The 14958-nt window shown below is 38.5% G+C and carries 18 protein-coding genes; 5 read left to right on the forward strand and 13 right to left on the reverse strand.

Annotated elements, in window-relative coordinates:
- Positions 1–33 precede the first annotated feature (33 nt).
- From yaaA to smpB, 4 genes are all read left to right on the forward strand, one after another.
- Positions 34–810, forward strand: coding sequence for a peroxide stress protein YaaA (gene yaaA / locus K6J66_RS00050; protein ID WP_038440093.1), 777 nt, complete (start codon positions 34–36; stop codon positions 808–810).
- Positions 803–1384 (forward strand): hypothetical protein, encoded by a 582-nt coding sequence (locus tag K6J66_RS00055; RefSeq protein WP_005690868.1) that lies wholly within the window; start codon positions 803–805, stop codon positions 1382–1384. Before yaaA ends, K6J66_RS00055 begins: the two co-directional genes overlap by 8 nt.
- 95 nt (positions 1385–1479) lie before the next feature.
- Complete coding sequence (gene pfkA, locus K6J66_RS00060) at positions 1480–2445, forward strand: 6-phosphofructokinase (protein ID WP_021034805.1); 966 nt, start codon at positions 1480–1482, stop codon at positions 2443–2445.
- A 240-nt stretch (positions 2446–2685) separates the two neighbouring features.
- The gene (gene smpB / locus K6J66_RS00065; RefSeq protein WP_005647965.1) at positions 2686–3171 is read left to right on the forward strand and encodes an SsrA-binding protein SmpB; all 486 of its coding nucleotides are present in this window, start codon (positions 2686–2688) and stop codon (positions 3169–3171) included.
- A gap of 94 nt (positions 3172–3265) precedes the next feature.
- Here smpB and fis read toward each other — a convergent pair whose 3' ends face one another.
- From fis to menB, 12 genes are all read right to left on the reverse strand, one after another.
- Positions 3266–3565: a DNA-binding transcriptional regulator Fis gene (gene fis, locus K6J66_RS00070; protein ID WP_005651583.1), complete on the reverse strand. Its 300-nt coding sequence runs from the start codon at positions 3563–3565 to the stop codon at positions 3266–3268.
- The gene (dusB, locus tag K6J66_RS00075) at positions 3559–4539 is read right to left on the reverse strand and encodes a tRNA dihydrouridine synthase DusB (RefSeq protein WP_038440094.1); all 981 of its coding nucleotides are present in this window, start codon (positions 4537–4539) and stop codon (positions 3559–3561) included. The genes fis and dusB overlap by 7 nt, the downstream gene beginning before the upstream one ends.
- Positions 4540–4685: 146 nt before the next feature.
- The gene (gene prmA, locus K6J66_RS00080) at positions 4686–5573 is read right to left on the reverse strand and encodes a 50S ribosomal protein L11 methyltransferase (RefSeq protein WP_038440095.1); all 888 of its coding nucleotides are present in this window, start codon (positions 5571–5573) and stop codon (positions 4686–4688) included.
- A gap of 41 nt (positions 5574–5614) precedes the next feature.
- Positions 5615–6160, reverse strand: a complete 546-nt coding sequence (gene fic / locus K6J66_RS00085; RefSeq protein ID WP_005647970.1) for a protein adenylyltransferase Fic — start codon at positions 6158–6160, stop codon at positions 5615–5617.
- Between the two features lie 32 nt (positions 6161–6192).
- Positions 6193–7065, reverse strand: a complete 873-nt coding sequence (locus tag K6J66_RS00090; protein WP_005664204.1) for a DMT family transporter — start codon at positions 7063–7065, stop codon at positions 6193–6195.
- A 119-nt stretch (positions 7066–7184) separates the two neighbouring features.
- Complete coding sequence (panF, locus tag K6J66_RS00095) at positions 7185–8639, reverse strand: sodium/pantothenate symporter (RefSeq protein ID WP_005647973.1); 1455 nt, start codon at positions 8637–8639, stop codon at positions 7185–7187.
- On the reverse strand, positions 8636–8893 hold the full coding sequence (locus tag K6J66_RS00100) for a YhdT family protein (RefSeq protein ID WP_005659242.1): 258 nt from the start codon (positions 8891–8893) through the stop codon (positions 8636–8638). Before K6J66_RS00100 ends, panF begins: the two co-directional genes overlap by 4 nt.
- A gap of 204 nt (positions 8894–9097) precedes the next feature.
- A complete protein-coding gene (gene accC, locus K6J66_RS00105; RefSeq protein WP_038440096.1) occupies positions 9098–10444 on the reverse strand; it encodes an acetyl-CoA carboxylase biotin carboxylase subunit in 1347 nt (448 codons plus the stop codon).
- 176 nt (positions 10445–10620) lie between these two features.
- Positions 10621–11088 (reverse strand): acetyl-CoA carboxylase biotin carboxyl carrier protein, encoded by a 468-nt coding sequence (accB, locus tag K6J66_RS00110; RefSeq protein WP_011272320.1) that lies wholly within the window; start codon positions 11086–11088, stop codon positions 10621–10623.
- Positions 11089–11241: 153 nt separating this feature from the next.
- Complete coding sequence (aroQ, locus tag K6J66_RS00115) at positions 11242–11691, reverse strand: type II 3-dehydroquinate dehydratase (RefSeq protein WP_038440097.1); 450 nt, start codon at positions 11689–11691, stop codon at positions 11242–11244.
- 56 nt (positions 11692–11747) lie between these two features.
- Positions 11748–12737: an o-succinylbenzoate synthase gene (menC, locus tag K6J66_RS00120; protein ID WP_038440098.1), complete on the reverse strand. Its 990-nt coding sequence runs from the start codon at positions 12735–12737 to the stop codon at positions 11748–11750.
- A 170-nt stretch (positions 12738–12907) separates the two neighbouring features.
- Positions 12908–13765 (reverse strand): 1,4-dihydroxy-2-naphthoyl-CoA synthase, encoded by an 858-nt coding sequence (gene menB, locus K6J66_RS00125; protein ID WP_038440099.1) that lies wholly within the window; start codon positions 13763–13765, stop codon positions 12908–12910.
- A gap of 145 nt (positions 13766–13910) precedes the next feature.
- Between menB and K6J66_RS00130 the strand changes: the two genes are divergently transcribed.
- On the forward strand, positions 13911–14477 hold the full coding sequence (locus K6J66_RS00130; RefSeq protein WP_038440100.1) for a DUF5358 domain-containing protein: 567 nt from the start codon (positions 13911–13913) through the stop codon (positions 14475–14477).
- A 75-nt stretch (positions 14478–14552) separates the two neighbouring features.
- Here the strand turns inward: K6J66_RS00130 and rpsT are convergent, their stop codons facing one another.
- Positions 14553–14816, reverse strand: coding sequence for a 30S ribosomal protein S20 (gene rpsT / locus K6J66_RS00135; RefSeq protein ID WP_032995439.1), 264 nt, complete (start codon positions 14814–14816; stop codon positions 14553–14555).
- Positions 14817–14958: the final 142 nt, after the last annotated feature.

Consider the following 14958-nt stretch of genomic DNA (forward strand, 5'->3'; position numbering starts at 1 on the left):
ATACGCCCATTCTTTTTTCATAAAAGGACGATTATGTTAGCGATTATCTCCCCTGCCAAAACCCTTGATTTTGAAAGTGCGGTAAAAAATTTTCCTGTTTCTCAACCGCACTTTACTGATTACAGCGAACAACTTATTGAGGTTTGTCGTAAACTTTCTCCGCAAGATCTTTCATCATTAATGTCTATCAGCGATAAATTAGCAGGGCTTAATGTTGCGCGTTTTGCTGAATGGACAAAAATTCACAATGAAGACAATTCTCGCCCTGCACTCTTTGCATTTAAAGGCGATGTTTATACGGGTTTAGATGCTGATTCCCTTTCGGAAGATGATGTCATTTTTGCACAATCCCATTTACGTATGCTGTCTGGGCTTTATGGGCTTTTAAAACCGCTTGATTTAATGCAACCTTACCGATTAGAAATGGGGACAAAATTAGCCAATCCGAAAGGAAAAGATCTGTATGCCTTTTGGGGAAATGTAATTACCCAAGCAGTTCAACAAGCTATTGATGCACAAGGCGATAATGTATTAGTCAATCTAGCCTCTGATGAATATTATAAATCTGTTAAAGAAAACCAACTTAACGCCAAAATTATCAAGCCAGTTTTCTTAGACAATAAAAATGGAAAATACAAAATAATTAGCTTTTATGCTAAAAAAGCGCGAGGCTTAATGTGCCGTTATCTTATTCAACATCGTTTAACCGACATTGAACAATTAAAAGAATTTGATTTAGGTGGTTATTGGTTTGATTCAGCATCCTCCACTGAAACTGAATTTGTCTTTAAGCGAGATATTAATGAATAAAATTTTTGTTATTTTGACCGCACTTATACTTTCAGGCTGTGCAACTAAGCTGACCCAATTAAATGTGCCTACGCAGTTAGAATATAATGGCAAACATTATGTACTTACTGGCAGCCAAGATTTAGGAACCATTGCACGCTATGCGTATATATCTAAGCCAGATACGCTGGAAAATTGGCAATCTGAAATTGAAATTCTCTTTGATCGCAATCAATCCGAACGTTCTATTAAAGAACGTATTGCATTAAGAGAACGCATTTATCGCAATACAGGCGTAAAAGATTTTCATTTTGATACTATTCCAGAAAATTCGACCAATCCAAATGAATTAAATGGATATGTCATCTATTCGCCAACGAAAGAAAATCCATCTTGGCAAGTCAATGTAATGAAAGGGCGACAATTGCCTCAATGTGGCTTTGTGCAATTTCAATATTCACAAAAAATACAGCAACCAACGCGTTCTAAACATTTATCTGTCGATAAAGTACAACAACATTTGCAAAAATACATTGTGGATATAGAAAGAAAACATTTACAAAATTTGAAATGGCAACTGTTTTGTGAAAAATAATGTAGATCAAAATCTCGTCAAATTTTGCTAGAGCAGATTCTTTGAATGATGTAATCTTATGCCCATTTTCAATTATGGTTAAAAGTAGGTAAATTATGATTAAAAAAATTGCAGTTTTAACAAGTGGTGGCGATGCGCCAGGTATGAATGCCGCAATTCGTGGCGTAGTACGTTCTGCACTTGCAGAAGGCTTGGAAGTGTTTGGTATCTATGATGGTTACCAAGGTTTATACAATAATAAAATCAAACAATTAAATCGCTATAGCGTATCTGATGTAATTAATCGTGGCGGTACTTTTTTAGGTTCTGCACGCTTTCCTGAATTTAAAGATCCAAATGTTCGTGCAAAATGTGCAGAAATTTTACGTTCTCACGGCATTGATGCACTTGTGGTTATCGGTGGTGACGGTTCTTATATGGGAGCTAAATTATTAACCGAAGAACATAGTTTCCCTTGTGTTGGCTTACCCGGTACTATTGATAATGATGTGGCAGGTACTGACTATACCATCGGTTATCAAACCGCATTACAAACTGCAGTGGATGCAATCGACCGTTTACGTGATACATCAAGCTCACACCAACGTATTTCTATCGTTGAAATTATGGGTCGCCATTGTAGTGACTTAACCATTTCTGCGGGTATTGCTGGTGGTTGTGAATATATCGTCGCATCAGAAATTGAATTTAATCGCGAAGAATTAATTCAACAAATTGAACGTAGCATTATTCGCGGTAAACGCCACGCTATTATTGCTATCACTGAACTTTTAACTGATGTTCATTCTTTGGCAAAAGAAATTGAAGCTCGCGTAGGTCACGAAACTCGCGCAACCGTTTTAGGGCATATTCAACGTGGTGGTTCTCCTTGTGCTTTTGACCGTATTCTTGCCTCACGTATGGGCGCATACGCAGTAGATTTATTGCTACAAGGCAAGGGCGGCTATTGCGTAGGTATCCAAAATGAACAACTCGTTCATCACGATATTATTGATGCCATTAATAATATGCAGCGTGTATTTAAGGCTGATTGGCTTAAAGTGGCAAAACGTTTGGAATAATCCTTTATTCACTATATAAATCGCTAACACTTAATTCATCTTTTTATCTCTCTCAAACAGACACAACAATGTGTCTGTTTTTTCTTAAAAAAAGTGCGGTCAGTTTTTCTCTTATTTTCTACAAATCATTTATTTTTAAAGATTGAAAATAAATGCGACTGCCAGTTCTACCTAGATGATCTTTTTGCTATCAAAATAGAGATCCGATAAAATGCCTCAGGCAAAATAAGGGATAAAATTATGACAAAGAAAAAAGTAAAACCCAATTCAAATACTATCGCACTGAATAAACGTGCAAGACACGATTATTTTATTGAAGATGAAATTGAAGCAGGTCTTGAATTACAAGGCTGGGAAGTCAAATCTATGCGCGCAGGCAAGGCAAATATTAGTGATAGTTATGTTATTTTTAAAAATGGCGAAGCCTTTTTATTCGGCGCAAGCATTCAGCCATTAAATGTTGCATCAACGCATATTGTTTGTGATCCAACTCGCACTCGTAAGTTATTGTTAAATAAACGCGAATTAGCATCCCTATTTGGTAAAGCAAACCGAGACGGTTTTACCATAGTTGCACTTTCTCTTTACTGGAAAAGTGCGTGGGCAAAAGTCAAAATTGGTTTAGCCAAAGGTAAAAAACAACAGGATAAACGTGATGATATTAAAGAACGTGAATGGAAAGTAACAAAAGATCGCATTATGAAAAATGCACATCGAAGATCTTAAATTGTAATAATAAATTAGCCCCAAATTACTTGGGGCTAATTTTTAAAATAGAATGAAAAACATTCAATCTTTTTGTTAATAAAAGAATATCGCCTTATCCCATACCGTATTTTTTTAATTTTTTACGTAATGTACCACGGTTGATACCAAGCATATTTGCTGCACGGGTTTGATTACCACGAGTATATTGCATAATCATATCTAACATAGGGTGTTCAACTTCCGCTAATACTAGCTCGTAAAGATCATTCACATCTTGACCATCTAATTGTGCTAAATAATTACGCAACGCTTGTTTGACTGAATCGCGTAATGGTTTGCTGGTCACTTGTGATTGCGCATTTAATACTGATACCGTTAAGGCATCGGCAGAATTACGTTGTTGTTCTAACATTTTTCTTTATCCAAAATTAAATTGAAAAAATCTTCCAATACAATCAGCTGCTCTTTTGGATCACTAATTGCATTAAAAGTCTGTTTAAAAACGGAATCAGGTTGAATTCCCTGTAAATACCAAGCTACGTGTTTACGCGCAATGCGATAGCCTTTTTGTTCGCCATAGAATTGATGTAATTCTTGAATATGACGCAAAATCTGACCACACTTTTCTTTTAAACTTGGCATTTGACTTATCGAGTTATGCTCAATTAGGTTTTCCACAGCTTGAAATAACCAAGGGTTACCTAAGGCAGCACGACCGATCATAATGGCATCCGCTCCAGTATAATTGAGAACGAATTTTGCTTTCCGAGCAGAATCAATATCGCCATTAGCTATAACTGGTATAGCAATCGCTTGTTTAACGGCTTTAATGTTGTCGTACTCCGCTTCCCCTTCAAAAAGACAAGCGCGTGTACGACCGTGTACCGTTAATGCTTGTATGCCACATTGTTCTGCAATTTTGCCGATTTGAACGCAATTTCGATTAGATTTATCCCATCCTGTACGAATTTTTAAGGTCACTGGCACATTGACGGCGGACACGACTTCTCGCAAGATTTTTTCCACCAAATCTGGAAATTGCAACAACGCAGAACCTGCGAGTTTGCGATTTACTTTTTTGGCAGGGCATCCCATATTAATGTCAATGATTTGAGCGCCATATTCCACGTTAATAGCAGCGGCTTGTGCCATCTCGAGTGGATCACTACCTGCAATTTGCACCGCATTGAGACCTAAATCTTCGCTATGTGCCAAACGCAATTTGGATTTTTCGGTATGCCAAACTTGCGGATTTGTGGACATCATTTCTGAAAATGTAAGCCCCGCACCATAATATACACAAAGACGGCGGAAAGGCTGGTCGGTAATACCTGCCATTGGTGCAAGTAAAACACGATTTTTTAATTGGTATGAACCGATTCGCATTTTACGTTCCTTTCCTAGCAAGCCTAAATCTAATTTATATCGAACTGCTCGACAACCGACAAGGCTGGCTATAATACGCATTTTGCCTTGCTTTGCAAAGTGAAATTTGTTTAAAAAATACACTTTTTTTGATTGACAAAAAGAAATTAAAGCGTTTTTAGCTTACCCGTAATTCGGCACCATTCTTCTCTCGCTGCGACTGGCTCTAACGCAAATGTTTGCGTATAGGCATCGCATACCGATTGAGCTTGAGTTTCTAAAATGCCCGATAAACCAAGATCGCCATTCGGCTTAACAAGTTGGCTAATGATTGGGTAAAGTTCTTTGAGAGGGCCAGCAAGAATATTCGCCACCACGACATCTGCTTTTAAATCAGAGGGTTTTTCATCAGATAAGAACAGCTGTAGGCGATCTGCCACGCCATTTTGCTCAGCATTATTGCGACTGGCCAGAATGGCTTGTGGATCGATGTCAATTCCCACCGCACTTTTCGCGCCAAGTTTTAATGCTGCAATGGCTAAAATACCAGATCCACAACCAAAATCGATGACGCTTTTATCTTTTAAATCAAGACCATCTAGCCATTCTAAACATAGTGCGGTTGTAGGATGAGTGCCTGTACCAAATGCTAAACCTGGGTCAAGCATAACATTGACGGCATTTTCATCAGGCACATCACGCCAACTTGGACAAATCCATAAACGCTTACCAAATTGCATTGGGTGGAAGTTATCCATCCACTCACGCTCCCAGTCTTTATCTTCTATTTGTTCAATTTTGTATGCCGTATTGCTATCTAAGTGTTTTGCTTCTTTTAATAAGCGGACAATTTCTGCCATATCTGTTTCTGCATCAAATAACGCAACAACATCCGTATTACCCCATAAACGCGTTTCGCCCGGCAAAGGCTCAAAAATCGGGGTATCTTGACTATCCATAAAAGTTACAGAGACGGAGCCGATTTCTTCTAAAAAATCACTCATTTGTTCTGCTTTTTCATTGGTGCTGTTCAGGCGAATTTGAATCCAAGCCATTTGTTTTTTCCTTTCAAAATTTTGCGTATTTTTACCGCACTTTATTCTTTCTCGTAACCTTCGTAATAATAAGATTGCTCAATACCTTTAAAAATAATTTCTCGGTTATTTACATCATCTGTTAAATTCGCTTGTAATAAAAAACGAATTTCTAAATCGTTAATTGGGCTACGCTCCATTGCTTGTAAGTATTGAGTTTTATCCACATTTTGCCAATTGACAACCTTACCTAAATTTTTCTTTAAAACTAAATCTAACCAAATGCGAGTTGAACGACCATTACCTTCTAAAAAAGGGTGCGCAATATTCATTTCTACATATTTATTAATAATATTTTCAAAAGTATCTTCTGGCATTTGCTCTATTTTTCCTAATGCTTCTTTTAAATAAAGTGCATTAGCAAAGCGAAAATGACCTTTTGAAATATTTTGTTCACGAATTTTACCAGCAAATTCATAAAGACCATTAAATAGGTAATGATGAATTTGTTGCAGCCCTTTTGTTGAACCAATTTCAATTTGATGAATATCACCGCTTTCAAATAAACGGTAGGCATTTTCTAAACTTTGTTGATCAATTTTTTTCACAATGATGATAAATCCAAAATTTTGGGGGCATATTATACCGATTTTTTTAAAAGTTTCGGCAGTAAAGTCGAGCCAAGTGTGGCTAACATAATAATTGTTATACCAAGTGCGGCTGAAAATGATAGCGTTTCGCCAAGTAATGATACAGCAAATAAGATGCCGAATAGCGGTTCAAGTGCGACTAAAACACCGGAGATATTGGCATCCACACTATTAAGGCCTTTATTCCATAACCAATAGGCAAGCCAGCTACAGCCAATGGCAAGATATAATAAACCTGCAATACCAGTAGAATTTAATGATATTTGCCAGTTTTCTGTGAGTAATAGCGTAAATGGCAATGTTGTGATGGTGCCAAGAACAATGCTGACGGAGGTATAAGCCTGCGTTGAGACTTTGGCTACAACTCGCTGTGTCCAACGTAATACGGCAGCGAAAATGATCCCAGCACTTAGTACTAATAAACAGCCGAATAAACTGATGTTATCAATGCCTTCATTATTTTTTCCGCCATTAATTAAAATTGCCACGCCAATAAATGCCATTGCACCGAATAGCCAGTGAAACCATTTTGCTTTGTCTTTAAAGAAGAAATGCCCGACAAATACAACGAGTAGCGGTTCTAGTCCAATCATGGTGACTGCACTGGAGGCGGATGTATATTTTAGTCCGATGAATTGCAATAAAAATACGGCGGTATAGTTAAAGAATGCCAACCACCAAAGCTGTTTACGCATTGGTTTATCAATTTTTTTCCAACGACGTAAAAAGAGTGGCATGACAATAATCATTGCAATAATTAACCGCACTTGCACAACAAGCACAGGATCCATCATCGAATAAGTGAGCTTACCGACGATTAATGAACTGCTCCAAATAAGTAGCGCAAGAATTTGATAGAGCATTGATGTATCCCTGTGAATTGTTCCAATTCTATGTTTTAGCGTAGAAATTGCTGAAAGTAAGAAAATTAAATATCACCTTCCTCTCATTTAGAAGAAGGTGACAGCATATTGATTAATGCTTAAAGTGCGGTAACTTTTAATTGAGTTTTTTCAATACGACGTTCGCCCAATTTATTACCCACTAAAAAGGCAATCAATCCAAATACTAATGACGGCACGATTTGATGGAAGTTAAATAATTTTATGCCAAGTTGAGTGAGCAAGATATAACTCCCCAAGCCGATAATCATTGAGCTTAACGCACCATAAGCATTTGCTTTATCCCAATAAATACCCAGTACAATTACCCATAAAAATGCGGCTTCCAGTCCGCCAAAGGCAAATAGGTTTAACCAAATAATCATATCTGGTGGATTGAGTGCTGCAAAGATTAAAAGTGCGGTCAAAATCAGCGTAATAATTGATGAAAAATAGCTCACTTTTTTCTCATTTTTTGCGGCCTCTGGTTTCGCAGAAAGGTATAAATCTTTGACAAAAATAGAAGAAGATTGAATAAGTTGCGCATCAATTGTGGACATAATTGCGGACATCGGTGCAGCTAAGAAAATCCCCGCAACAATAGGCGGCAATACTTTTATCATTAATGTTGGAATTACTTGATCTGATACCGTTAAATTTGGAATAACCGCTCTGCCAAGCGCACCAGCTAAGTGCATACCCAACATAATAATTGAAAGTACAATGGTTCCAATCAGCATACCGCGATGTAAGGCTTTACTATCTTTAAATGCCATACATCGAACTGCGGTATGTGGAAGACCAACCACCCCGAAACAGACAAGTATCCAGAAAGAAGCCATAAATTGGAAATCTAACATTCCATTTGGCCCGTAAGGCGTGACTAAGTCAGGATCAATTTCAGTTAATTTATTAACCGCACTTTCTACACCACCGAGGGCATAAATCGTGCCAATAAGGAGGATTATAGTCCCAAAAATCATTACGGTACCTTGAATGGTATCCGTCAGTACGACGGCACGGAAGCCCCCGATAAAAGTATAGATACCTACCGTTAAAGCAAATAAGAGTAATGCTTGAGTATAAGAAATGCCGATGGTTGTTTCTAATAAACGCGCACCACCAATAAATTGCACGGTCATAGCCGCAAAAAATGCGAGAAGAAGAGCAAGGCTTGATAGCCAAACTAAATATTTGTTTTTATAGCGATAAAAGAAAAGATCATTAATAGTTAAAGCATTGGTTTCTCTTGATAATAGCGCGAATTTTTTACCTAATGCACCTAATGCAAGCCATACGACTGGCACTTGAATCATCGCAAGTAATACCCAACCTAATCCGTATTTATAAGCTGCGCCTGGCCCTCCGACAAAAGAACTTGCACTGGCATAAGTTGATGCAGTTGTCATTGCGAGCACAAAACCAGTCATCGAACGATTTCCCACATAATATTCTGTTAAAAAATCGCCTTTTGTACGTTTTACATAGGCAAAAATTGCCGCACCAAAAACAAAAGTGAGATAAATAATTAAAGGAAGAATAATACCTAGATTCATTTCTGACTCTCCTGATCGTTAATTTCAAGAGAAATATCCTGAAAAATAATTTTGATAATCCAATAACCAATTACAATAAACAGAATAGGCAAATAAATACAAGAGAGTTCGAACCAGAGGGGGAAACCAATCGGCCCTTGAGTTTCTTTAGGTAAATAAGCACATAAGCACCAACCTATCACATATAAAATAGATAAGCTCAATGCCCAACTGGCTTCTTTACCAGCTTGTTGATAACGTTGTTTTAATGTCATATTTTTTCCTTAAATTTTTATAAGTGAAAGTATATTTTTTGAATGGTATAAGAGGCGCATATATCCTACGCTCCTTATACTTATTCATATTACAACTTTTTTGAATAATTCAAAACGCTTTGCTCGTTTTAGTTTTTATTATCATTAAATAAATATCGGAATATATAAAAAATGGCTAACCTTTGTTAGCCATTTAACGTTTAATTATTCATGCATACCTAATTTTTTCTCCAAATAGTGGATGTTTGTTCCACCTTTTTGGAAATTCTCATCTTCAAGAATTAATTCATGAAGTGGAATATTAGTTTTAATACCATCAATAATTGTTTCAGATAAAGCATTTTGCATACGACGGATTGCCACTTCACGTGTATCGCCGTAAGTGATAAGTTTTGCGATCATAGAGTCGTAATGTGGAGGCACAGTATAGCCGCCATAAACATGAGAATCCCAACGAACGCCCAAACCGCCTGGTGAATGTAAGTGATTTACTTTGCCCGGAGACGGTAAGAATGTTTTTGGATCTTCTGCGTTAATACGGCATTCCATTGCATGGCCTTTAACTTTAATGTCCTCTTGCTTAAAGGAAATTGGCAAGCCTGCCGCAATACGCAATTGCTCTTTCACTAAATCTACACCTGTGATCATTTCTGTTACTGGGTGTTCTACTTGGATACGGGTATTCATTTCAATAAAGTAGAATTCGCCATTTTCATATAAGAATTCAAAGGTTCCCGCTCCGCGATAGCCGATTTCTACACAAGCATTTGCACAGCGAGAGCCAATATCGCGGCGAACTTCTTCTGTAATACCTGGAGCTGGTGCTTCTTCCACAACTTTTTGGTGACGACGCTGCATTGAGCAGTCACGTTCAGCCAAATAAACCGCATTTCCATGGGTATCTGCTAATACTTGAATTTCCACGTGACGTGGATTTTCTAAGTATTTTTCCATATAAACCATATCATTGTTGAATGCCGCTTTCGCTTCTGCTTTGGTCATCGCGATAGATTCTTCTAATGCGTCTTCGCTACGAACAACACGCATTCCTCGGCCACCGCCGCCGCCTGATGCTTTGATGATGATTGGATAACCAATACGTTTGGCGATTTCTTTATTTTTAGCAATATCATTACTTACAGGGCCATCCGAACCTGGTACACAAGGCACGCCTGCTTTTTTCATCGCTTTAATAGCTGAAACTTTATCGCCCATTAAACGAATGACATCTGCTGTTGGGCCGATGAAAGTGAAACCTGAACGTTCAACTTGTTCAGCAAAGTCAGCATTTTCAGATAAGAAACCGTATCCAGGATGAATTGCATCCGCACCTGTTACTTCGGCGGCAGCAATGATAGCTGGAATATTTAAATAACTTTTTGCGGAAGGTGCTGGACCGATACAAATGGTTTCATCAGCGAGTAAAACGTGTTTTAAATCACGATCAGCAGTGGAGTGAACTGCCACAGTTTTAATACCTAATTCTTTACAAGCACGTAAAATGCGTAGTGCAATTTCACCGCGGTTAGCAATCACAACTTTTTCTAACATAAAAGAGTCCGTTTAGTCAGATAGACGTGAATTTTTATGTAGGCTCTTGAAATATTGTTCTCCCTATAAAATTTGGCGTGAACAGATTTCAATTTATATCGCCTACGATAAATTCGCTCTAATTGTTTGTATATGAAATAGGCGGACTAAAGTCCGCCCGACGAAAATATTGGAAATTATTCAATAACGATTAATGGTTCGTCGAATTCAACAGCGTCACCGTCGTTGATAAGAATTGCTTTTACTACGCCAGCCTTGTCCGCTTCAATGCGATTCATCATTTTCATTGCTTCAACGATACAAAGTGCGTCGCCAACTTTCACAGACTGACCCACTTCAACAAATGCTTTTGCTTCAGGACTTGGACTGCGATAGAACGTTCCCACCATTGGAGAACGTACAAGATGACCTGATAATTCATCGGATGCGGCTGGTGCTGGTGTCGCAGCGGCTGGTGCTTGAGCTGGCGCAGCGGCAGGAGTCGGTGCTACTACTGGTGCAGCAGCATATTGAACGGCTGCTGGAGCAACGACTGGTGTGGCACGGCTAATACGTACTGTGCCTTCCTCTTCTTGCACTTCTAATTCAGTAATGCCAGATTCTTCTACTAATTCGATTAATTTTTTGATTTTACGAATGTCCATACGTTCTTCCTAAAAAGATTGAAATTTTAACCGCACTTTTAAACGAAAAAAGTGCGGTTATGAATAAACTTGTTTTTGTGTTGCAGAGATTACCTCAAATTTTGCAAATTTGCGATAAAATTCTATGAATTTCGCCAAAAATGCTCGATTTTCTTATTTTTTAGCAAGGTAATCCATAGCAAATAAAAAGGCAAACTCGTAACCTTTTGCGCCCAAACCGCAAATAACGCCCTCAGCCATGTCGCTAAAATAAGAATGATGACGAAATGGTTCACGTTTATGCACGTTGGATAAATGAATCTCCACAAAAGGAATTGAAACGGCTAAAAGTGCATCGCGCAATGCCACACTGGTATGGGTGTAGGCAGCAGGATTGATTAAAATAAAATCGACTTGCTGAAAACTTTCGTGGATCTTATTAATTAATTTTTCTTCACTATTGGCTTGAAAACATTCCACTTTTACATTGTGCTGACTGGCTAAAGTTTGTATTTTCTCTTCAATGGATACAAGAGAAATACTGCCATAATGTTTTGGCTCGCGAGTCCCTAACATATTTAAGTTCGGGCCATTTAACAGCAAAATTCTGTGTGTTTGCGACATTTTTAATCCTTTTTGTGTGGGGCATTATACTGGTTTTTCGATTTTTGGTGGTCGAATCAGATAATTTTAGTGATAAATTCAGATTCTAAATCCACAATAGGTAAATTAGAAGCAGGCCAAGCACGTAGTACTTGATATTCCATCAAATCTAACGTGTCTAAGCCTGGAGTCACATTCGGGGTGTATTGTTGTGCGATTCGCGCAAGTTGAGAAAGCCCTAAACTGCTTTCGATACTTGAACTAATAACCGCTTTTAGACCTAACGAATGGACTTGCTTAATAAGTTCTGCACAACGTTGAATTGAACCAATTAAAGTGGGTTTGATTATGACAGCCGATAAGTGCGGTTCTTTTTCTAGGCAAAAATTAGGCTCTCGCAAGGATTCATCCCATGCAATCGCGATGTCGGTTTGAGCTGCAAATTCACGACTGAGTTCTTGTGTTTTACAAGGTTCTTCTAAAAATTGAATACGTTTTCTATGTTGCGGTTTGACTTTATCAGCAAATTGCAACGCTTTTTCTAACGACCAATGACGGTTTGCATCTAGTCGTAATTGTAAATCGGGAATGGCTTCTAAAAACATATCGGCAATTAATCCATCGCGATTGGCTTCGTATATGCCCACTTTCATCTTTGCCACTTTTTCGCCTTCCATGCTCGCAAGTTTAGCGTACAGTTCATCTGGATCGCCACAACAAAGTGGTGCCGTATGATAATTGCCTTCAGCTTGTAAATAACCTTTCATTTCATCCATTGCGCAACTGATACCAAAAGCAACGGAGGGATAGGTGCCATCTAATGGGACGCGAGGTGCATCACAGCTTGCATTGCACCATGTCGTTAGCCATTCCATTGCTTGTTCTTGAGTTTGGTCTAGGGTTTCTTCGCTAAAACCAGGTAGCGGGGCGATTTCTCCCCAACCGTCTCGGCTGCAACTCACTCTTACGATTAAGCCTTCACGGCGTTTTAAAAAACGATCACGCAGAATAAGTTGGCTATCAACGGGGATGGAATAACGGTAAAGATTAAATGATTTTTCAGCCATTTTACGTCCTTGAATTATTCTATCAAAAACGCTTGGCTCCCCCTGCTTGTGGGGAGAGCTGCCGAAGGTAGAGAAAGGATATAAAGCCCCCTTCCGCCCTTTCGGGCACCTTCCCCCGTAAGCAGGGGGAAGGCAAGAGTGTCGTTATAAATATAAAAAACTACGGATAATTAAGGATTACGACGGAATTTGCTGAAGTCTGGGGCGCGTTTTTCGTTAAACGCATTGCGACCTTCTTGACCTTCTTCAGTCATGTAGAACAACATTGTTGCGTTACCTGCTAATTCTTGAAGACCCGCTTGGCCATCACAATCCGCATTTAATGCTGCTTTCAAACAACGAATTGCGATTGGGCTATTGCGTAACATTTCACGACACCAACGCACAGTTTCTTTTTCAAGATCAGCGTAAGGCACAACCGTATTGACTAAGCCCATATCTAATGCTTCTTGTGCATTATATTGACGGCATAAGAACCAAATTTCACGTGCTTTTTTCTGACCCACTAAACGAGCCATATAACTTGCGCCCCAACCACCATCGAATGAGCCGACTTTTGGCCCAGTTTGCCCGAAAATGGCATTTTCAGCAGCAATGGTTAAATCACAAAGCATATGAAGTACGTGACCGCCACCAATTGCATAACCTGCCACCATTGCTACAACTGGTTTCGGACAAGAACGAATATCGCGTTGGAAATCCAATACATTTAAGTGATGTACGCCGCTATCATCTTTATAACCGCCGTAATCGCCACGTACTTTTTGGTCTCCACCAGAACAGAATGCTTTTTCGCCTTCGCCAGTTAATACAATGACACCAATGTTTTCATCGAAGCGTGCATCAGAAAATGCAGTGATCATTTCTTTCACTGTTTGTGGACGGAACGCATTACGCACTTCAGGGCGGTTAATGGTAATTTTGGCAATACCGTCAGTGGATTTATGATAGCGAATATCGATATAGCCTTCACTGTGATCGACCCATTCAACAGGCGCATACAACACATCATCTTTTGGATTTTGCATAAGAATTCCTTTTAATTAACGTAAAAAAGTGCGGTTATTATAGCGGAAGTTTTTCGGATCAGGAAAACTAAATTCATTTGCTGCTTTATCTGTTGTGAAGATATTGCTAGAATTTTGCGTATTCTCTCTTTTATAAGGATCAAATGTGAAATTAATTGCAACCTTAGGTATGACAGCATTGTTATCTAGCTGTTCAATGTTTGGTAGCCAACAATCCGTAATTCCAGCGGAATTTGCGGGGGCGGATTACCAACTGTCTGATCAAGATTCAAAACAATGGGCAATTGCAAGTAAGCAAGCAGAACAATGCGTTTACCCAAATTTAACTCGAATTTTGCAACAGCATTTTTCAAAAGAAGATAGCTATATTCACTCACAATATGTCTTTTTCTATCCGTTGGAAAAAATTATTGGCGAACAATATGTGAAGATTATCCAAGCCGATGAAAAATCAATGAATTATGCAAGCTATCAGTTTAAAAAATTCCGTACCAGAGTGGGCAATGTTGAACCTTTAACTAAACAGTCTTGTTTGAAGTTGCGTAACGAAGCGCGCGATGATTTGGCTGTCGTGAAAGGTCAATATAAAAATGGTATGGTGGAAGTGCAAAAAAATGAAGATGGCACACCAAAAAATTCTGATGGCATTGCAACCAATCAAAATAAATTCTTCTTTGATATTATCAAATGGGGATCGATGTTGTTACTTTAGTCTAAAATTCGATGCAATAAAAAACCGCACTTTAAAAAAGTGCGGTTTTATTTTTTCATTCTTTCTAGCTAAAAATTACGCTAATTTTTTGATTTGTGCAGCTAATTTAGATTTGTGGTTTGCTGCTTTGTTAGCGTGGATTAAGCCCTTAGAAGCCATACGGTCTACAACTTTTTGCATTTCAACGAATGCTGCTTCAGCTGCTACTTTTTCGCCTGCTGCTACTTGAGCATATACTTTTTTGATATAAGTACGCATCATAGAGCGTTGGCTTGCGTTGTGTTGGCGACGTTTTTCAGATTGAACCGCGCGTTTTTTTGCTGACTTGATATTAGCCAAGGTCAAACTCCTAAAATTTCTGTTGATTGATAGACAAAATAAAGGGCGTCAATATGCCGATTTTTTATACTTTTGTCAATGGAAAATTTGTGTTGATTTCGGTGAGACACAACCGAAAGTAAGTATCGTTATTTTTACAAGC

Source organism: Haemophilus influenzae, assembly GCF_019703545.1.
Classification (GTDB): domain Bacteria; phylum Pseudomonadota; class Gammaproteobacteria; order Enterobacterales; family Pasteurellaceae; genus Haemophilus; species Haemophilus influenzae_E.